Below are 18,537 nucleotides of genomic sequence, written 5' to 3'. Positions count from 1 at the left end.
CAACCTCGCCACCCTGCTGGCGCGTAGCGGCAGCAGGGTGGCGAGGTTGCCCGCGAGCGTGCTCACGCCGTCGCCCGAGACCGCCGAGACGAGGCCCAGCACCGTGCCGGACGCAGCCCCCTCGAAGCGCGCGTCGGCCGTGAGCCGGACGGCCCGCAGGCTCTCGGCGAGCGCCGAGAAGGGCAGGCGCGCCGCCTCCGCGATCGGGTTTCGACCGGGTGCGGGCGGCGCGGCGAGCGCGGGCAGGTCGGCGATCACCGCGATGCAGGGGCTGCCGACGGCGGCCGCGAGCTGGCGGCGGTCGCGCACGCGCCGCGTCAGCACGTCCCGCCCGAGGGCCACGACGAATCCGAGGCCGAAGCTGAGCGAGAGGCCGGCCGCGAAGGCCTTGTACCAGTTCGGGGTGGCGGGCCGGTTCGGCACCGACGCGTCGCTGACGATGCGCGCCTCCGTCACCGGGAAGGTCTGCTCCTGCGCGGCCTCGGCGAAGCGGGTGAGGAAGCTGTCCCGCATGCTCTTGTAGGTGTCGGCCACGCTCTGGAGCTGCGCCAGCTGCACGCGCACGCCCTGCGCCTCGGCCGAGCGCCGGGCGAGGTCCTCGAGGTCGCGGGTGATCGTCTGCTCGTTCAGGCGCGCGACCGCGGCGGTGCTGCGGTAGCCCTGGGCGATGCGGCGGAACTCGTCGGCGATCGAGGCTTCCGTCGCCTGGAGATCCTGGCGGGCGCGCTCGACCGCATCGTGCTCGCCGCCCGAGCGCGCCGTGATCTCGGCCATGCGGCGCCGGATCTCGGCCGCCTTCTGGCGCAGGGCCGTGATCAGGTTGTTCTGGAACTCGTCGGCGACGGCGCCGCCCCCGCCGGCATCTAGGATCGCCTCGATCCGGGCGCGCTTGGCCTCCGCCTCGCTGCGCTCGCCCTGGACCGCGACGAGGCGGCTGCTCAACTCGGTCAAGAGCTGCTCGTCCACGTACTTGCCGTCGGCGAGCATGATCCGGTTGCTGGCCCGGTAGGCGACCGCCGCCTTTTCGGCCTCCCCGGCCTGGGCCTGCAGCTCTGCGACGCGGTCGCGGTACCAGCCGTTGGCGCTGCCGGCCGCCTCCCGCTTGGCGGCGAGCTGGTCGCCCACATAGGCCCCGGCGAGCGCGTTGGCGATCCGCGCCGCCTTGGCGGCGTCCGCCGACAGGAAGCGCAGCTCGATCACGTAGGACACGCCGACCCGCTGGGCCGTGAGGCGCCGGCCGAGCGCCTCGATCGTCCGGCGCTCCCGCCCGGACGGGGTCGCGTCGGCCGGGTCGGCGAGGCCCGCGAGCGCGAGCACCCGGTCGAGGGCGAGGCCGTCCTCGGCGAATTCCGGGTCCTCGTCGAGCTTCTCCGCGCGGATGACGGCGCGCAGCACCCCCTCGGAGGTCATGATCGTCGCCTGGCTCTCGACGGCGGCGTCGTTGACCCGGTTGTTGATCGCGAACTGGTCCTGGCCGATGTCGGCGAGGCGGCGGAAGTCGATGAGGATGCGGGCGGTGGCCCGGTATTGCGGGGTCGCGAGGAGCAGGTAGACGAGGCTGATCGCGAGGCCCGCGAGCACGAACCCGCCGATCAGGCGCCGCCAGCGGCGCACCACCGCGATCAGGTAGGTGACGTCGCCGGGGTCGTTGACCTTCGGCGCGTCGGGGGGAAGCGGGCGGCCGCGGCCCAGGAAGGATCCGGGGGTCCGGTCAAGCATCGGCGCGGCGAGCCTCCCTGCGAGAGCGTTCAAGGCGGGCGTCCGGCCCCGCCGGGCCGGGATCGGGGCCGAACCCTTGCACGGGGCGGGTGGCCGCACGCCCGGCATCGAGCCGCGCGGCCTCGGTGAGGCCGGCCCGCATCCCGATCAGCAGGGCGAAGAAGGCCCAGCAGGTGCCCCAGTAGTGCACGGTGAACGAGACGAAGATCATCTGGACGAGCGCGATCGTCACCGCCTTGGCGGCCGTTCCGACGACGGCGTCGGGACGCCGCGGCGGCGCGGCGCGGCCCGGCCAGGCGAAGAAGGCGCCCACGATCACCAGGGCGAGCAGGGCGACCCCGACATAGCCCGCGTGGAGTGCCTGGCCGAGCCAGAGGGCGTCGACGCTCGACACCATGGTGGAGAGCCGCACCCAGTCGCGCACGCCGATGCCGAACCAGGGCGTCGTCTGGAGGTTGTAGGCCACCCATTCCCAGATCAGGAACCGGTAGACCCCGGTCTCCGGCTCAAGCGTGAACAGGTTGACGAGAGTCCGCAGCGGGTCGTCCACGAAGGCGAGCAGCATCGCGATGCCGTAGACGACGAGGACCAAGAGGGCGGCCCAGCGCCAGGGTGCCCGGTCGAGCAGGCGGTCGAAGGTGGCCAGCGCGGCGAAGATGCCGAAGGCCAGCATCGGCGCGGAGGAGAGCGCCAGCACGATGCCGGCGAGGCACAGGCCGAGGCCGGCGATCCAGGTGAGCCGCCCGGGCGCGAGGTAGTAGAGCAGCGGCGCGCAGGCCGAGAAGAACGTCCCGAACAGGATCGCGTGCTCGAAGCTCGCCCGTGCGCGGGGCAGGCCCATGCGGTACTGCGTGATGTAGAGGGCGTTGCGGTCGACCCCGAAATACTGGCGCCCGAGGCGGCCGAGGATGTTCTCCCCGGCGGCGAGATCGACGAGGCCGAGCAGCACCAAGAGCCCGACGACGACGAGGAGAACCTGGACGAAGGGCCCGATCCCCGCGCGCCGGCCGAAGATGAAGCGCCCGGCGAGATAGGCACTGAGGAACTCGACCGGGCGCAGCCCGACGGCGCTGGTGACGGCCTCCGGGCCGGTCGTGGCGTAGAGCGCGAGCTCCATCCAGAGCACCAGCACCAGCACCAGCCCGTCCGCCAGCACGAAGACGTAGCGCCCGCTCGCGAGCCGGCTCGCCATTACGGCCGCGGCCCAGGCCAGCATGATCAGCAGCGCGAGCCTCAGCGTGGTCAGCACGATGCCGACCTTCACGGCCATCTCGGCGGGCCCCAGATAGGCGCCCAAGAGGATCAGGGCCGCCCAGAACGGTGCCTGCGCCCTGAGCGGCGCCTGCCCACGGGGCGGCGTCCACGATCCGGCGCGCACGCGGGGCGCCAGGGTCAGGACCGAACCGTGTGCGGCGCGCGCTGTCACGAACGTCTCCTCGGCGGGCGGTGGGAGCAGCGGCTCGGATCGGCCCGGCAGCGGGGGCTGAGCCGCGCGGGGCGCGGAGATCCTAGTAGGCGTCGTGCTTGAAGACCTGGACGGCGGTCAGCAGGATGATCCGCAGGTCCAGCCAGATGCTCCAGCGGTTGATGTACTGGATGTCGTAGGAGACGCGCCGGGCCATCTTGTCGACGGTCTCGGTCTCGCCGCGGCACTTGTTGACCTGGGCCAGCCCGGTGATGCCGGGCTTCACGTGGTGCCGGTAGGCGTAGGGCGCGATCACACTCGTATACTGGTCGTCGTGCGCGAGCGCGTGGGGGCGCGGGCCGACGAGGGACATGTCGCCCCGCAGGACGTTGAGGAGCTGCGGCAGCTCGTCGATGCTGGTGCGGCGCAGCAGGCGTCCGATCCGGGTGACGCGCCGGTCGTCGCGGGTGGCCTGTCGGATCACCGGACCGTCGTCCTGCACGCGCATCGAGCGGAACTTGTAGATCTGGAAGCGGCGGCCGCTGAAGCCGATCCGTGTCTGCCGGAACAGCGCCGGACCGGGGCTCTCCAGCCGCACCGCCGCGGCGACGAGGACGAGCAGAGGAGAGAGCAGGAAGAGGGCGAACGCGGAGAGCGCGAAGTCGAGGGCGCGCTTGGCCGCCTGCTCGCCGAGGCTCAGCGGGCTGCGCTGCACCTCCAGCGCCAGCACGGACCCGACCCGGGTGACGGGCTTGGCGAGCAGGTTGCGGACCTTGTGGTCGGCGAGCACCAGCGCCGGCAGCGGCAGGATGCGCAAACACTGCAGCAGGTTCTCGAGGTCGTGGACGCGCGACCAGTTCACGCAGATCAGGATCTCCTCCACCGGCTCGCTGCGCGAGCGGCGGATCGCCTCGGCGGCGCAGGCGGAGACCTCGGATTTCGAGCGGAATTCGCAGGGTAGCGTGTCGATGACCCTGTAGCCGGACTCGCGCAGACGCCGGTGTAGGCCGTGGCTTCCCACCTCGGCCCGCTCACCCAAGAGCAGGACGCGGCGGTCGGCTATCATTCTGGAATCGACCGCGCGTCGGCACACCCGCTGCGCGCCGACCCGAATCCCGGCCACCGCGGCGAGCCCCGCCACCGCGAAGATGAGGAAGAAGCCGCGCGAGACGTCGCCGCCGATCTTCAGGAGGAAAGCGAGCCCCGCACAGATTCCGATCACAATCGCCCAGGCTGACGCCATGTCGGATACGAAGATCGACCGGGCCGTGAGGCGCTCGATGGCGTAGTGCCCCCGCCCGTTCATCCTCAGGACGTAGAGAGAGGCGAAGACTGCGCCCGCCGCCAGATCGGTATCCCGGCCGCTGATCGCCGGCATCGTCGTCAAACCCCTGTAGGCAAGCCCGGCAAGCCAGGCGCTGGAGGTGATCGCGATCCAGTCGGCAAACGCCGCCACGGCGCACAGGATGGGCACGGGGATGTGGCCGGCGGGCTCGCGCTGGCTCGAGGGATCGAGCCGGAAGGCTGCTTGCTGAACATCCTCGACCGAAAGTGCCATGCGCCTGAGCCTTTGCTGTCCTGGGGCGCAGGGCCCGTCCTACGCGGCAGTGCACAACGCTCCGGATGTTAACGGCGCCTCGGAGAACCGAAAGGTCAAATTTTAGACATATCTACGAATGTAGTTGCGGAGACTTGTTGGGCCGGAGGCACCTTGTATCGGGATACCGTCGGTGGTGTTTCCCAGAGAGCCACTAGACCTGCCGCGTAGAGGGAATTGCCGCGGCAGAAATCCTCGAAAGCCGTGCAATGGCGCATGTGCGGGAGGCCCGTGCTGCCGATGCGAGCGCGGGCGAACAGGAGCGGGGTGGGGCCGCTCGCGGCTCGGAGTCAGCCTATTGCAGCTGCGAGATGAGTGCCGGCAACGACGTCTCGCAACCCAGGAAAATGGCAAAATTTTGCGCAGGCCATGATTAGCAATTCCTTAACGAAGGAATTGACGATCCGCATCACGCATAGGCATGGTTAACGCACTGCAATACAAGCGCTCCTAAGCACTAATTCCGCCATGAAATGTCTTGCTTAGCGCCGCCCCGGCAGGGGGCTCTGGCTGCATTCCCGCTCGTCCGAGGCCCCAGTTTAGCAGAAGGACTTCCCGGCATGAACGTCAGTGTATTCGGCCTCGGGTATGTCGGCACCGTGTGCTCGGCCTGTCTCGCGCATATGGGCCACAACGTGGTGGGGGTCGATCTCAACGAGACCAAGGTCGACCTGATGTCGCGCGGGCATGCGCCGATCGTGGAGCGCGATGTGGCCGAATACGTTGCCGACGCGGTCTCGGGCGGACGCCTGCGGGCAACCCTCGACGTCGAGGAGGCCGCGCGGGAGACGGACCTCTCGCTGATCTGCGTCGGCACGCCGAGCCGGCCGAACGGCTCGCTCGACACCCGGGCGGTCGAGGGCGTGGCGCGCCAGATCGGCCGGGCGATCGCGCGCAAGAACACCTACCACTCGGTTGTGGTGCGCTCGACCGTCCTGCCCGGGACCGTGCGGGGCCGGGTGCTGCCGATCCTGGAGTCGGAATCGGGTGGCCGCGCGGGGGAGCGGTTCGGGCTCGCGAGCAATCCAGAATTCATGCGCGAGGGAACCGCGGTCACGGACTTCTACGACCCGCCCAAGACCGTCATCGGCGAGGTCGATCCCGAGACCGCTGAACGCCTCGTCGCGCTCTACGACGGCCTGCCGGGACCGGTCTTCCGCACAAGTCTCGAGATCGCCGAGATGGCGAAGTACGCCGACAACGTCTGGCACGCCCTGAAGGTCACGTTCGGCAACGAGATCGGCGCGATCTGCAAGAAGGAGGGCATCGACAGCCACCGGCTGATGGAGATGTTCTGTGCCGACACCAAGCTCAACATCTCGAAGGCCTACCTGAAGCCGGGCTTCGCCTTCGGCGGCTCCTGCCTGCCCAAGGACACCCGCGCGCTCGCCCACCACGCCGTCTCGCGCGACCTCGACCTGCCGGTGATCGCCAACATCGCCCGCTCGAACCGCGAGCAGATCGAGCGCGGCATCGACTGGATCCTGGATTCGGGCGCCCGCAGCGTCTGCTTCCTGGGCTTCAGCTTCAAGGCCGGCACCGACGACCTGCGCGAGAGCCCCTATCTCGACATGATCGAGCGCCTGCTGGGCAAGGGCTGCCAGATCAAGGTGTTCGACCGCAACGTCGAGCTCGCTAAGCTGACGGGCGCCAACCGCAGCTACCTGTACGGGGTGATCCCGCACGTGGCCGAGCTGATGGTCGACAACCTCGAGGAGGCGCTTGCGGGGACCGACAGCGTGGTCGTCACGGCCAACGCCCCGGAATACCGCGACGCCGTCGACCGGATCCGGCCGGGCCAGCGCGTGCTCGACTTCGCCCGCCTCGCTGAGGCCGAGGCGCTTGGCGAGCGCTACGACGGGTTCCTCTGGTAGGGGGCCGTCGCCAGATGGCCCGCATCCTCATCATCGTCGAGAACCTGCCCGTCCCCTTCGACCGTCGGGTCTGGTCGGAGGCGACGGCTCTCCACCGGGCGGGCCACACCGTCTCGGTGATCTGCCCGACCGGGCGCGACGCCGAGGCGCGCTACGCCGAGATCGACGGCATCCACGTCTACCGGCACCCGCTGCCGCACGAGGGGCACGGCGCGGCAGGCTATCTGGTGGAATACGCCAGCGCCCTGTTCTGGGAGTTCGTCCTCAGCCTCAGGGTCCTGCGCGAGCGCGGCTTCGACGCGATCCACGCCTGCAACCCGCCGGACCTGATCTTCCTCATCGGCGGCTTCTACAAGCTCTTCGGCAAGAAGTTCCTCTTCGATCATCACGACATCAACCCCGAGCTCTACGAGGCCAAGTTCGGCCGCCGGGACTGGGGCTGGCGCCTGATGCTGCTCGTCGAAAGGCTGACCTTCCGGGTCGCGGACGTGTCGCTGGCCACCAACAACTCCTACCGGCAGATCGCGATCGAGCGCGGCGGCATGGAGCCGGAGCGGGTCCACGTCGTCCGCTCGGGGCCCAACCTCGCGCGCATCCAGGAGCCGCCGCCGGACCCGGCCTGGCGCAAGGGGCGGCGCTACCTCGTCGGCTATGTGGGCGTGATCGGCCAGCAGGAGGGGCTCGACCTGCTGCTGGAGGCGGTCCGCCACGTGGTCGAGGTCCGCGGGCGGCACGACGTGCAGTTCGTCGTGGTCGGCGGCGGGCCCGCACTCGCCGAGACGGAGGCGGCCTGCGCCGCGATGGGCATGGCCGATCACGTCACCTTCACGGGCCGGGTCCCGGACGCGACGCTGTTCAGCGCGCTTGCCTCGTCGGACGTCTGCGTGAATCCCGACCGGCCGAACGCGATGAACGACAAGTCCACCATGAACAAGATTATGGAGTACATGGCGCTCGGCAAGCCGATCGTGCAGTTCGACCTGACGGAGGGACGCTTCTCCGCGCAGGACGCTTCGCTCTACGCGCGCAACACCGTCCCGGCCGATTTCGGCGACAAGGTCCTCGAACTGCTCGATGATCCGGAGCGGCGCGCGCGGATGGGCGCGTTCGGGCGCCGCCGCGTGCGCGAGCAGCTCGCCTGGCAGTACGAGGAGCCCAAGCTCCTGGCGGCCTATGCCCGGCTGCTCGGCCCGCAGCCGATCGCGACCGCGCTGCCTGGGGCGCTCGACCCGGCCAGGGAGGCGTCCCGGCGTGCGTGAGCGGGCGGCCGAGCGCGCCGGGCGGCGGCGACCGGGCGGCCCGGCAGCCGCCGCGGCCGGGTCAGAGCACGAAGCTCGCGGCGGTCAGATCCTTCTGGCCGGCCAGCTCGATCGCGAAATCAGCCGTGCGGTCGCCGTCGAGATCCGCCTGGATCAGGGTGCTGCCGCCGGCCGTGCCGGTGAAGCGCAGCTCACCCGCTTGGCCCGAGAAGGCGTTGCGGCCGATCCAGTCGAGCTTGGCCCCCGACCCGGCCGCGGAGCCGGACAGGGCCGAGAGATCGATCAGGTCGCTGCCGACCGCGAAGTCGGTGATGTAGTCGCGGGCCGAGACAGTGCTGTCGCCGGCCCGCTCGTAGACGATCCGGTCGCGGCCCGCACCCGTCGCGATGATGTCCTTGCCGCCCTGGCCGACGATCACGTCGTCGCCCGAGCCCGTCCGGATGCTGTCGCCCCCGGCGCCAGCGACCACGCGCACGGCCTCGCTGCCGGTGCGCGCGATGACGTCGTTGCCGTCGGTGCCGAGCACGAGCGGCAGGGCCGGGACGACCGGCTCCGCGGCGACCGGGGCCGTGACGGGGGGAACCGCGGGGTGCGCGGTGGCCGGGCCTGCGGCGGTGCCCAGGATGAAGTCGGCGGCCGAGAAGCTGTGTTGGCCGCTGAACTCGATCTCGAGATCGGTCTTCTGGTCGCCGTCGGCGTCGAGCTGAAGCAGGGTGGTGCCGGTGGCTGTGGCCACGCTGCGCAGCTGCCAGGCAGCGCCGGTGAAGCGCTCGGAGCCGAGCCAGATCCAGGCTGCGGCCTGCCTCGGCGCGCCGGGCAACTCCGCGAGGTCGAGGCGGTCGCGGCCGTGCTCGAAATCGCTGATCAGGTCGCGGCCGACATCGAGGCCGCGGTAGAGGAAGACGTCCTTGCCGGCACCGCCCGCGAGGTAGTCGCGCCCGGCGCCCCCCTCGATCACGTCGTCGCCCGCGCCGGCCGAGACCCAGTCCTGGCCGCCGCCGCCCTGGACGAAGTCGCGTCCCTCACCGCCGACGAGCGCGTCGGCGCCCGCCGTGCCGATGACGGCGCGGGTGCCGGCGAGGAGTTCCGCCACGCCGGGACCGGTGGCCGCGGCGAGCGCCAGGCCGAGTCCGGTCGCGTTGGCGTTGCCGGTGTAGACGAGGCCCGGCGGTTGCGTGACGAGGTCGAGCGGTCCGTAGAGCCCCGCGGCCACGACGTTGTTCGTCACGCGAACGTTGCTGATCGCACCCTTGTCGTTGGCGAGCTCGCTGACCGCGACCGTGTAGGCTCCGCCGAGCAGGACGTTGCCGCTCACCGTGACGTCCGTGGTGGCCCCCATCTCGGCCGTGACCCGCACGGCGTTGTTGGTCTCGACCTTGGCGTCGGGCCTGCTGCGCCAGTCGACGAGGTTGCCGGTGATCGTGACCGGGCCCGTGGTCTTGCCGACCCAGATCGCGTCCGCGTGCGCGCCGGTCTGGTAGCCGCCGCCCGAGAAGTAGTTGTTCGCGACCGTACCGCTCTCGATGTAGACCGCGTCGCTCGGGGCGTTCAGGAAGCGGTTGCCCGTGATCGTGGTGTTGCGCCCCTGGGCGATGATGAAGTCGTTGTAGGCGCGGTCGAGCTTCAGCCCGTCGAAGGTGGAGTTCGTGACGGTGAGCCCGCTGGTACCGGCGACGCCGGTGATCGCGGCCATGCCGACCGACGCGTCGAAGGCCGAGCGGGTGATCGTCACGTTATTGGTCTCGACGCGGACGCTGGCGCCGCGGAAATCAATCCCGTCGAGCACGACGCCGGCCTTGTAGACTACGAGCGTCTTGAGGGCGGCGTTGTAGTAGCAGCCGTCCGCGGCGCCGAGCGTCGCGACCGAGCGCAGGCCGCCCGTCACGGACGCGGCGGGGACGCTTCCGGCAAGGCGCGCGACGGCGGCAAGGCCCGGATTGGCGGCGGCGATGGTGTCGAGCAGCGCGTCGGCCGTGCCGCTGATGAGGGAAGACATGGCTCCAGTTTCCTAATCGATGAACGAAATCGGATCAGCGGCGAGATCCCGTGGTTTTCGTTCGTATCGACTCGGACGCTAGGAGGCATTCGTTGCCTGTATCTTAAGGGCTACGACCTTGTTCCATGCGCTCCCATTCCCGCAGCCGGGCTGGTGAGGGAGAGGATAATGCCGGCCGGCCAATTGATTCGATTGCCGGTCCGCCTGCCGCGAGCCCGGATCGCCAGTGCCGCATCCGGCTCAGCGCTCCGGTCTCTGGTCGGCCGGGTTGTAGACGAGCCCGGCATTGCCCCCCAGGAAGGCGTGCCAAGCTGGACGGGCCGCGAAGCGTGCGGCCAGATCCTCGAGATCCGCCGCCCGGGCCGGGTCGCGCCCGCGCAGGCGGGGCAGCACGACGTCGATCCAAGCGAGCGAGCTCCGGTCGCGGGCCGGGGCCTGCCGCACGCCGGTGCGCGCCTCCAGCGCGGCCGGGTCGCGGGCGAGCGCCGCGTCGAAGGCCAGGAGCCGGTCGAGCGCCCGCTCCTCGGCCGTGGAGAGCGCGACGCCGTTCGCGTCCCCGAAGCGCACCAGGGCGACAAGCGGCAGGGTCGCGAAGTTCTGGTAGATCGCGGCGCGGCTGCCCCGGGCGATCTCGGCCGGCAGGGCGCCGGTCTCGTCGATGTCGGCGAGCCCGCGCCGAAGCGCCCGCAGGGCGAAGTCCCGCAGGCCGGGATCCTGCAGGGCGGCGCCCGCGTAGCCGACCGCGAGCCCGGCCCAGTACAGGTGGTTGGCGCCGTGGCGCGACCACTGGTTGTCGGCCGCATACTCGGCGACGACCGAGCGGGCGAGCTGGCCGATCCAGTTCCGGGTGCGCGCCAGCGCGCCGGGATCGAGCCCCTCCGGCCCGACCTTGAGCAGCACGGCCGCATAGGTCGCGAGCTGCCAGGCCTGTGTCATCACCGCCTGATGCCGGCCGAGCTCGTCGTTGTCGGTGGCGCTGCCGAGGAGCGCGCCGGCCTCCGCCCAGTGCGCGAGGTGCCGGAGGACGCAGCGCGCGATCTCCGGATCGCGCGGACGGGCCGTTACCGCGCGGTCGGAGAGATGGGCGATGGTGTTACCGAAGCTCGCGAGACGGCTGCCCCGCGCCGCCTCGGCGCGCTCGCGCTCCGGGTCGACACGCGACTGCGTCGGGTCCCTGGGATCGTAGCGCGAGCGGAAGCGCGCCATGTCGACGAGCGGCGCGGCCGGGTCCGGGCACGCGAAGGCGCCAGCCGGCCGGCCGAGCCGGTTCCGGGCCTCGTCGAGAACGAAGCCGGAGGCGATGCGCCCCGCCTCGGCCCGCGCCCCGCAGGCCGAGCCGAGGGCGAGCAGAAGCACGAGCCCCGGCACCGCGCCCCTGGTGGATCGCTCGCTCCAGAACCAGGACCGATTCCGCACGCCGTCCATGCCGCACTCCCTCTCCCGAAGCTCGAGGCAATTCAAATTGAGGGCGATATATCAAGTCATACAGAGCATATCAACGTATAAATTAAATATCTACTGACGTTGACAAATAAATCAAATAGTACTCAACTGTCTTCGAGAGGAGTTACGCTCTTGAGTTACAGGCGATCCCATCCCCTCGGTTCACCCTCTCGGCGCCCGCGCGCGCGCCTCCCGGCGTCGTGTCTCGGCCTCGCCGTGCTCCTGCACGCCGCTCTCGGATCGGGCGCCGCCGCGGCCGAGTACCTGCTGCAACCCGGCGACACCCTCGAATTCTCGGTCGCGGGCGTTCCCGACCTGAAGCAGAAGCTCACCGTCGACCTCGACGGCGCGGTCGCCGTCCCGCTGATCGGCCAGGTGCGGGCGGCCGGGCAGACGGTCGGGGCGGTACGCGAGCGGGTGCGGGACCTGCTGCCTCACCGCAGCCTGACGATCCGCGGCCAGGACGGGCGCGAGAGCCTCACGGCGATCTCGGGCGAGGAGATCACGCTGAGCGTGGCCGAGTACCGGCCGGTCTACGTGAGCGGAGACGTCGCCAAGCCCGGCGAGCAACCGTTCCGGGCAGGGCTCAGCGTCCGGCAGGCGGTGTCGCTCGCCGGCGGCTACGACCTGCAGCGCTTCCGCATGGAGAGCCCGATCCTGCAGACCGCGGACCTCAGGGGCGAGTACGAGAACCTGTGGGCCGACTTCGCCCGCGCCCAGGCGGTCTCGGCGCGGCTGCGGGCGGAGCTCGAGGGGCGCTCGGCGATCGACAAGGCGGCGCTGACCGAGGTGCCGCTTCCGGCCCCGGTGCGCGACCGGATCCTGCGCAACGAGCAGGACCTGCTGAACGCCCGCAACGCGGACGTGACGAAGGAGCGGGCGCACCTGCGCCAGACCCTCAAGCTCACCGAAGACCGCATCCGGACGATGAGCGACCAGCAGGTCAAGGAGGAGGAGGGGGCCCAACTCGACGCCAGCGAGATCGAGCGCATCGCCGACCTGAACAAGCGCGGCATCGTGCCGATCACCCGCGCGCTCGAGACCCGGCGCCTGAGCCTGCTCTCCTCGACGCGCGCGCTCCAGATCGGCGTGCAGGTCGAGCAGACCAAGAAGGAGCGCCAGGACGCGACGCGCGCCATCGACCGGATGGAGGATCAGCGCCGCGGCGACCTGCTGCGCGACCTGCAGGATTCGGACGTGAAGCTCGCCCAGACGCGGGCCAAGCTTCAGGCCACCGGCGAGAAGCTGCTCTACACCGGCGTCGTGCGCTCGCAACTCGTGCGCGGCACCGGCGGCGCCCCCCAGATCACCGTGATCCGGCGCGCCGACCCGGCGCGCACCCAGCGAATCGCGGCCGACGAGGACACCGACCTGCGGCCGGGCGATACGGTCGAGGTGGCCTTGCGCGTCGAGTACGACTTCAAGCCGACGCAGTAGCGCGCGGCGGCGCCGGCGGGGGCGGGGATCCGCGTTAAGGCGGCCCCAACACCTCGCCGACAGGATGGCGCGCACCGCGTCCGCGGTATCCATCGCCGAGCCGCCGCCATGCTGATCTGCGCCATCCTCCACCTCGCGGCCCTCGCGCTGTTCCTCGAGGCCGCCGACCGGGCTCCCGTCATGGACGACTGAGGTCGTTCCCGGGGGCACCCGACCCTCACGCCCCCGGAGGCCTCATGACCGGCGTCACGAACACCTTCTCCTGCACGGCCTGCGGCAGCCCGAGCATCCGGCTGCCGGCCGACTTCAACGACGCGACGATCGTCGAGTGCGAGGGATGCGGCAACCGCATCGCCACCTGGCTCGACTTCAAGCGTCTCGCCCACGCCGCCGCGCCGTCCGCGCCCGGCGAGTCCGCGCCCTGCGGGTCCGCTGCGGAGAGGCTCGTGATCACGCGGCGCGCCGTCGGCCTGCGCTGGAGCGATTTCCGCGAGACTCGCTCCCGCTGAACCCGCGACCCGAACCCGCGACTTGCCCGGTTCCGTAGCCGAGGGTCCCGCAGCCAGGGGGGAGAGACCGATGCAGACCAACACCGAACGACCCGCCCCGGCACTGGCCGAGGTCCAGGCGCTCACCCGCCGCGCGCTCATCCCGGGGCTCGACGGGATCCGCGCCGTCGCCGTCCTCGTGGTGATGCTCGGGCATTACGGGCTCGGGCGGATCGTGCCCGGCGGCCTCGGGGTGACGATCTTCTTCTTCCTCAGTGGCTTCCTGATCACCACCCTGCTGCTGCGCGAGAGCGGCGGGAGCGGGCGCATCGACCTGCGCAACTTCTACATCCGGCGCTTCCTGCGGCTCGCGCCGGAACTCACGGTCTTCGTGCTGTTCACGGGCGCGGTCGCGCTTGCACTTGGGCAGACGATGCGCCCGGCCGAGCTGCTGGCGGCGCTGCTCTACTTCACGAACTACTATCATCTGGCCCAGGGCATGTGCATCGAGACCTGCGCCGACTGGCACTCGCTCTGGTCCCTGGCCGTCGAGGAGCATTTCTACCTCGTCTTCCCGCTGGTGCTCATCCTGAGCGGGACCGCGTCGCGCCGCCTCCTGTTGATCCTGAGCGCCGTCCTGGTGATCAGCCCGCTCTGGCGCGCCGCTGTCGAGGCCTCCGGGCGGTTCGACCCCGAATGGACCTACAAGGCGAGCGATGCCCGCCTCGACTCGATCGCCTACGGGGCTTGGCTCGCCGTGGTGTTCGCCCGCTTCCCCGGCTGGCTTGTCCGGGCCCGGGACCGGGGCGTGCCGCTCCTCGCCCTAGCGGCGCTCCTGGTGCTCCTGTCCCTGACGATCCGCGACCCGATGTTCCGCGCCACCCTGCGCTATACGCTGCAGGGCCTCGCGCTCGGCCTCGTCTTCGTTGTCCTCTACGCGAGCACGCTCGGCGCGCCGCTGCTGGCCGCGCTCGAGCGGCGCCCGCTGCGCTGGATCGGGCAGATGTCCTACGGCGCCTACCTCTGGCACTTCGTGCCGCTGTCGGCCGGGCTGTACCTGATGGACGCCCGGCAGGCCTACGCGCTCTCGGGCACCCAGACGCTGGCGATGTGCCTCGGCGGCACGGCGGCCACGCTGGGCCTCGCCTGGCTCTCCCAGACCCTGGTCGCCCGGCCGGTGCTCGGCCTGCGCCACCGCTTCGGGCCGCGCCCGCCCGGGCGCCGGACCCTGGCGGCGCGCGCGCCCCGGCTCGCGGATGCCGGCGAGGTGCTCGGCCGATGAGCGCGCCCGCACGATCCCCGGCCGGGACGAGCCGTCGGCCCGTGGCGGCGCTTCCTGAGGGCCGCGCAGGGCAGGATGGGCGCGGCCCGCTCGCCCACGGGCCGGATCCGGGCTTGGGCGACCCGCTCCGGCCCCTCCGCGCGGCCGCTGGCGCGTCCTCGGAGGGGACGACGGCGCCCGGCGAGGCGGCCGGCCCGGACCTGTCGGATCCGGGCCTGCGCCGGTCCTGGCGCCTGCGCCTGCTCCTCGCGGTGCTGGGCCGGCGCCTGCCGTCGCGCTGGATCTGGCGCCTGCGCCGCTGGGAGGGCGGCTCGGCCTACAGCTACAGCCTGCGGCAGGTTCTCTGGGAGCGGAACCGCGTCAGCGTCGGCGCCTACTCGTACGGCTCGGTGCTCTACCCGACCTGGCACCTGCGCGAGGGCCTGCGGGTCGGGCGCTACGTCTCGATCGCCCAGACCGCCTGCTGGTCGTTCAACCACCCGCTGGACCGGATCGCCACCAGCCCGGCCTTCTACGAGGGCCACTACGGCTCCTTCGAGAACCTGCCCGATCCGCCGCCCCGGCTCGAGATCTGCCACGACGCCTGGATCGGCGAGTACGCGGTGATCACGCCGGGCTGCCGGCGCATCGGCATCGGCGCGGTGGTCGGAGCGGGGGCCGTGGTCACGCGCGACGTTCCGGATTTCGGGATTGCGGTCGGCGTCCCGGCCCGGGTGGTCCGCTACCGCTTCCCCGAGGCGGCACGGCGGGCGCTGATCGCGTCACAGTGGTGGCTCCTGCCGCTGTCCGAACTCGCGCGCTGGCGCGAGGCCATGCGCCGGCCCGTCAGCGACCCCGAGGCTCAGCGGGCGCTCGACGCGATCGCCGCCGCGCGGGCTCCGGCCGCACCGCCGCGTCCCTGATCGTCAACCTTGGGGGTTCCATGCCCGAAGCCGTAAGCCAGGCCTGCCCCGACCGAATCGCCGTCGCGCTGTGCATCGACCGGGCCTTCTTCCCGCACGCGGTGACGACGGTCGCCTCGCTCCTCAACAGCGGCCAGAGCCTCGGGCTGGATGTCCACATCTTCCATTCCGGAGACGATCCGTCCTGCGCCGCCACGATCCGCGCGCTGTTCGCCCGGCGTCTCTCCGACACCTGCCGCTTCGTCCCGATCGACCTCGACCGCTTCTCAGGCTTTCCCGTCAGCACGGCGATCTCGGCCGGAACCTACGCGCGGCTGCTGCTGCCCTACCTGATGCCGGAGCACGACCGTGTGCTCTACCTCGACGCGGATCTCGTCGTGCTGGCCGATCTCGCCGACCTCTGGCGGCTCGATCTCGGCGGACGGGCGGCAGCAGCCGTGCCGGACCCGTTCTGCGACAACCGGGAGAGCCTCGGCTTCGCGCAGGCCGAGCCCTACTTCAATGCCGGCGTTCTCCTGATGAACCTCGCGGACTGGCGCTCCGAGGACCTCGCCGCCGCAACGATGCGGCTGATCCAGCGCGAGGCTCCGAACCTCAAATATTTCGATCAGGACGCCCTCAACCTGACCTTGCGCGGGCGGGTCCGTTTCGTCGATCCGCGCTGGAACTTCCAGCCGCGCGCCGCGGACCTGCGCGCCGCCGATCTCGGCTACGAGCGGGGCGCCTTCGCTAGGCTGCGCCGCAGCCCGGCCGTCATCCACTACACGACGCCGCACAAGCCCTGGAAGGATCCGTTCGCGATCCATTACGGCCGGCACTACCTGCGCTGCCTCGACCTTCTCGGCGAGAGGTTCCGGACGCGCTTCTTCCCCGGCCTGCCCCGCCGGCCGGGGCTGCGGATCTCGCACTGCAAGACCCGCCTGCGCTGGCATTTCCCCGACGCTTACCGCCTGATCCGCGACTGGGCCGGGCACCGACGAGGATTGTCGGCCCAGAGTCGAGGCTAGAAAGCCTCGGCGCTATACCGGTACGTTTGCTTGAGGCGATACGGCGCATGTCCGAGAACGCAGGAATCGGTAATATCTCCAAGCTTTTTTGCGGGATCTGTTCGCGGCGGGTTCCTGAGAAGCCGCGAAGCGGGCGTGCCATTGCAAGCATATATTCCTTGAAGAAGGTTAATGCGCTTGCCGTTTTACTGTCGCACAGGCTGCGACATTGGCGGAACGCCGCTGCGTTTCGATGCGTTGCACAATGGGGGTGCTGCGTGGCACGCCCGCAACGGCGGCTTCGTGGCGATACACGGAGGATCTGTTGATGCCCGGTATCCATCCGAATGCGCGGACGACCCCGGCCGTCCGAACCGAGATCGCGACTTCGAACGAGAGCCCCAGCGTTCTCGCCCGCCGCTACGGCGTATCGACCGAGACGATCCGCAAGTGGCGCAAGCGGGGCGCCGAGGACTGCCAGGACCGCCCGACCCGACCCCGGAAACTTCCTTGGAAGGCCACGGAGGTGGAGCGCGCCATGGTGTGCGCGGTGCGCCGTGCCACCGGCTTCCCGCTCGATGACCTCACGGCGGTCATCACGCAGTTCCTGCCGCACCTCAACCGCGACGCGATCTACCGCATCCTGAAGGCCGAGGGGCTGAACCGGCTGCCGAAGGCCGAGCGTAACCGCTGTTCTGTCACCGGGCGGGTCCAGGGAATGGGTCGGGTGAGGCTCGACGTGACTCCCCTGTCGACGGACGAAGCGGACAACTCCGCCAGCGGCCGCTTCCTCTACGTGGCCGTCGATCACGCCGGCCGCTGCGCCCACGTCGCCCTGAAGGATGACGGGACGACCGCGAGCGCCGTCGGTTTCCTGAAGGAAACGCTGGCGGTGTTTCCCTCGCGCTTCACCCATGTTCTCACCGATCACACCGCGTGCTTCGCGGCGAGCGCCTTCACGCGCGCATGCGATACCCACGCGCTGGAACACCGCCGGACCACCCGGATCGACGCCCCGCGCTAGAACGCTTTCATGGCCATCGGATCGGGAATGATGCCGTAGCTTTCCGTTGTGATGTGGTTCCTGCCAGCTGAATCGACAGCGACATCGGCGGAACGCTCCGCCACCGCGGCAGAAGGCGAGCGTTGTTCGGGAACCTCCGGATGAGAGCGCCGTCACGCCTACCGGCTCGGGCTTCCTCCGTGAGGGCCGATGCGCGCACGGACTGCCACATCGGACGATCGTTCAGACGGCTGCGTGCGCCCGCGCAAGGGGGCCATCGAGGCTCTGAGCGCTCAGGAAGGACTTTAGCGCGCGTCGATCCTGCTCCCACCAGCGGCTCGCCTCCAGGCGCGCGATCGTGGCCGCGTCGAAGCGGTCGCGCAACGGCCGGGCCGGGATTCCTGCGACGATCGTGTAGGGCGCGACCGGTCGCGTCACGACTGCGCCAGCCCCGATGATCGCGCCCCGTCCGACACGCCCGACGCCGGGCGCTACGACGGCGTTGTGACCGAACCAGACATCGTCCTCGACCACAATCGGCGTCTTCTCAACTTGGTCCGCGTCGACGATGCCGAAATGGCGGTCGTACAGGAAGGGATGGGTTGAGACCCGGTCGATCGGATGGTTGGCGTCGAGGATGCGCACGGACCGGGCAAACGAGCAGTATCGGCCGATGCGGCTCCCGGGCGGGATGCGCCAGCGATCGAAGCAACCGTAAGAGTAGAGCCCGATCATGATGCCGTAACGCTTGCGGAACTGCGCCCGCAGATACGCGCTCTCCATCTCGGCATGCCGCATCCATGGCACCACGTACCGATCGAAGACGCGATTTGGAATCTGCATAGTACCCTTCATCCGCCGGGTGAGGCCATTCGGCGCCGCGCAGCCAGGACAGCCGCCCGGCATAGTAGGCAGGCGGTATCCAGAAGCGCGCCCTGCCGTCCGGTCTCGCAATCGCCGCGCCAGAGCATGGCCTGTTGTGACGCCGATCCTTGCCCTGCGATTTTCGCGCCGAGACACCCTGGAGGCTGCATGAACTGGCGCGACGCCGGGCAGACGGCAACACCCTGACCAAGCACTCGGGGCCGCAGTTCGCGGAACCCTCGCAGGGAGAGGTCATCAGGCCGACTGCGGTGCCAACCGCTG

General features: G+C 70.5%; 14 protein-coding genes. 8 read left to right on the top strand and 6 right to left on the bottom strand.

Features of this window, described 5'->3' with window-relative positions; all coding sequences use genetic code 11:
- The 3 genes from MFF54_RS19600 to MFF54_RS19590 all read right to left on the bottom strand — a co-directional run.
- Positions 1–1,719 (bottom strand): GumC family protein (locus MFF54_RS19600; protein WP_238304563.1); only part of this gene is annotated, 1,719 nt, incomplete at its 3' end.
- The gene (locus MFF54_RS19595; RefSeq protein ID WP_238304561.1) at positions 1,712–3,145 is read right to left on the bottom strand and encodes an O-antigen ligase family protein; all 1,434 of its coding nucleotides are present in this window, start codon (positions 3,143–3,145) and stop codon (positions 1,712–1,714) included. The genes MFF54_RS19595 and MFF54_RS19600, both read right to left, overlap by 8 nt.
- 82 nt (positions 3,146–3,227) lie before the next feature.
- Positions 3,228–4,682, bottom strand: coding sequence for an undecaprenyl-phosphate glucose phosphotransferase (locus MFF54_RS19590; RefSeq protein WP_238304552.1), 1,455 nt, complete (start codon positions 4,680–4,682; stop codon positions 3,228–3,230).
- Between the two features lie 599 nt (positions 4,683–5,281).
- Here MFF54_RS19590 and MFF54_RS19585 point away from each other — a divergent pair.
- Positions 5,282–6,595: a nucleotide sugar dehydrogenase gene (locus tag MFF54_RS19585; protein WP_238304545.1), complete on the top strand. Its 1,314-nt coding sequence runs from the start codon at positions 5,282–5,284 to the stop codon at positions 6,593–6,595.
- A 14-nt stretch (positions 6,596–6,609) separates the two neighbouring features.
- Entirely contained in the window at positions 6,610–7,854 is a 1,245-nt protein-coding gene (locus MFF54_RS19580; protein WP_238304528.1) for a glycosyltransferase family 4 protein, read from the top strand.
- A gap of 61 nt (positions 7,855–7,915) precedes the next feature.
- Here the strand turns inward: MFF54_RS19580 and MFF54_RS19575 are convergent, their stop codons facing one another.
- Positions 7,916–9,850 carry a calcium-binding protein gene (locus tag MFF54_RS19575; RefSeq protein WP_238304526.1) on the bottom strand — a complete coding sequence of 645 codons (1,935 nt, stop codon included), beginning with the start codon at positions 9,848–9,850 and terminating at the stop codon, positions 7,916–7,918.
- 240 nt (positions 9,851–10,090) lie between these two features.
- A complete protein-coding gene (locus MFF54_RS19570) occupies positions 10,091–11,275 on the bottom strand; it encodes an alginate lyase family protein (RefSeq protein WP_238304524.1) in 1,185 nt (394 codons plus the stop codon).
- A gap of 234 nt (positions 11,276–11,509) precedes the next feature.
- Here MFF54_RS19570 and MFF54_RS19565 point away from each other — a divergent pair, with 234 nt between their 5' ends.
- The 6 genes from MFF54_RS19565 (at position 11,510) to MFF54_RS19540 (ending at position 17,412) form a co-directional block, all read left to right on the top strand.
- The gene (locus MFF54_RS19565; RefSeq protein ID WP_238304522.1) at positions 11,510–12,730 is read left to right on the top strand and encodes a polysaccharide biosynthesis/export family protein; all 1,221 of its coding nucleotides are present in this window, start codon (positions 11,510–11,512) and stop codon (positions 12,728–12,730) included.
- Between the two features lie 236 nt (positions 12,731–12,966).
- On the top strand, positions 12,967–13,239 hold the full coding sequence (locus tag MFF54_RS19560; protein WP_238304520.1) for a hypothetical protein: 273 nt from the start codon (positions 12,967–12,969) through the stop codon (positions 13,237–13,239).
- 70 nt (positions 13,240–13,309) lie between these two features.
- A complete protein-coding gene (locus tag MFF54_RS19555) occupies positions 13,310–14,500 on the top strand; it encodes an acyltransferase family protein (RefSeq protein ID WP_238304518.1) in 1,191 nt (396 codons plus the stop codon).
- 41 nt (positions 14,501–14,541) lie between these two features.
- Positions 14,542–15,402, top strand: coding sequence for an LbetaH domain-containing protein (locus MFF54_RS27675; protein ID WP_283206298.1), 861 nt, complete (start codon positions 14,542–14,544; stop codon positions 15,400–15,402).
- 20 nt (positions 15,403–15,422) lie between these two features.
- A complete protein-coding gene (locus MFF54_RS19545; protein ID WP_238304516.1) occupies positions 15,423–16,409 on the top strand; it encodes a glycosyltransferase family 8 protein in 987 nt (328 codons plus the stop codon).
- 307 nt (positions 16,410–16,716) lie between these two features.
- Positions 16,717–17,412 carry an IS481 family transposase gene (locus MFF54_RS19540; RefSeq protein ID WP_238304514.1) on the top strand — a complete coding sequence of 232 codons (696 nt, stop codon included), beginning with the start codon at positions 16,717–16,719 and terminating at the stop codon, positions 17,410–17,412.
- Positions 17,413–17,634: 222 nt separating this feature from the next.
- Here MFF54_RS19540 and MFF54_RS19535 read toward each other — a convergent pair whose 3' ends face one another.
- On the bottom strand, positions 17,635–18,189 hold the full coding sequence (locus tag MFF54_RS19535; RefSeq protein WP_238304512.1) for a CatB-related O-acetyltransferase: 555 nt from the start codon (positions 18,187–18,189) through the stop codon (positions 17,635–17,637).
- Positions 18,190–18,537: the final 348 nt, after the last annotated feature.

The sequence above is a fragment of the Methylobacterium gregans genome, assembly GCF_022179245.1.
Lineage (GTDB): Bacteria > Pseudomonadota > Alphaproteobacteria > Rhizobiales > Beijerinckiaceae > Methylobacterium > Methylobacterium gregans.
Note: the sequence above shows the minus strand (reverse complement) of the source record. Positions and strands in the feature narration are given on the sequence as shown.

Bases quoted from the DNA above. Each gene is read 5' to 3' on its own strand.
- MFF54_RS19590 (WP_238304552.1), bottom strand. From the start codon at position 4,682: ATGGCACTTTCGGTCGAGGATGTTCAGCAAGCAGCCTTCCGGCTCGAT.
- MFF54_RS19585 (WP_238304545.1), top strand. From the start codon at position 5,282: ATGAACGTCAGTGTATTCGGCCTCGGGTATGTCGGCACCGTGTGCTCG.
- MFF54_RS19580 (WP_238304528.1), top strand. From the start codon at position 6,610: ATGGCCCGCATCCTCATCATCGTCGAGAACCTGCCCGTCCCCTTCGAC.
- MFF54_RS19575 (WP_238304526.1), bottom strand. From the start codon at position 9,850: ATGTCTTCCCTCATCAGCGGCACGGCCGACGCGCTGCTCGACACCATC.
- MFF54_RS19570 (WP_238304524.1), bottom strand. From the start codon at position 11,275: ATGGACGGCGTGCGGAATCGGTCCTGGTTCTGGAGCGAGCGATCCACC.
- MFF54_RS19560 (WP_238304520.1), top strand. From the start codon at position 12,967: ATGACCGGCGTCACGAACACCTTCTCCTGCACGGCCTGCGGCAGCCCG.
- MFF54_RS19555 (WP_238304518.1), top strand. From the start codon at position 13,310: ATGCAGACCAACACCGAACGACCCGCCCCGGCACTGGCCGAGGTCCAG.
- MFF54_RS19545 (WP_238304516.1), top strand. From the start codon at position 15,423: ATGCCCGAAGCCGTAAGCCAGGCCTGCCCCGACCGAATCGCCGTCGCG.
- MFF54_RS19540 (WP_238304514.1), top strand. From the start codon at position 16,717: ATGCCCGGTATCCATCCGAATGCGCGGACGACCCCGGCCGTCCGAACC.
- MFF54_RS19535 (WP_238304512.1), bottom strand. From the start codon at position 18,189: ATGCGGCATGCCGAGATGGAGAGCGCGTATCTGCGGGCGCAGTTCCGC.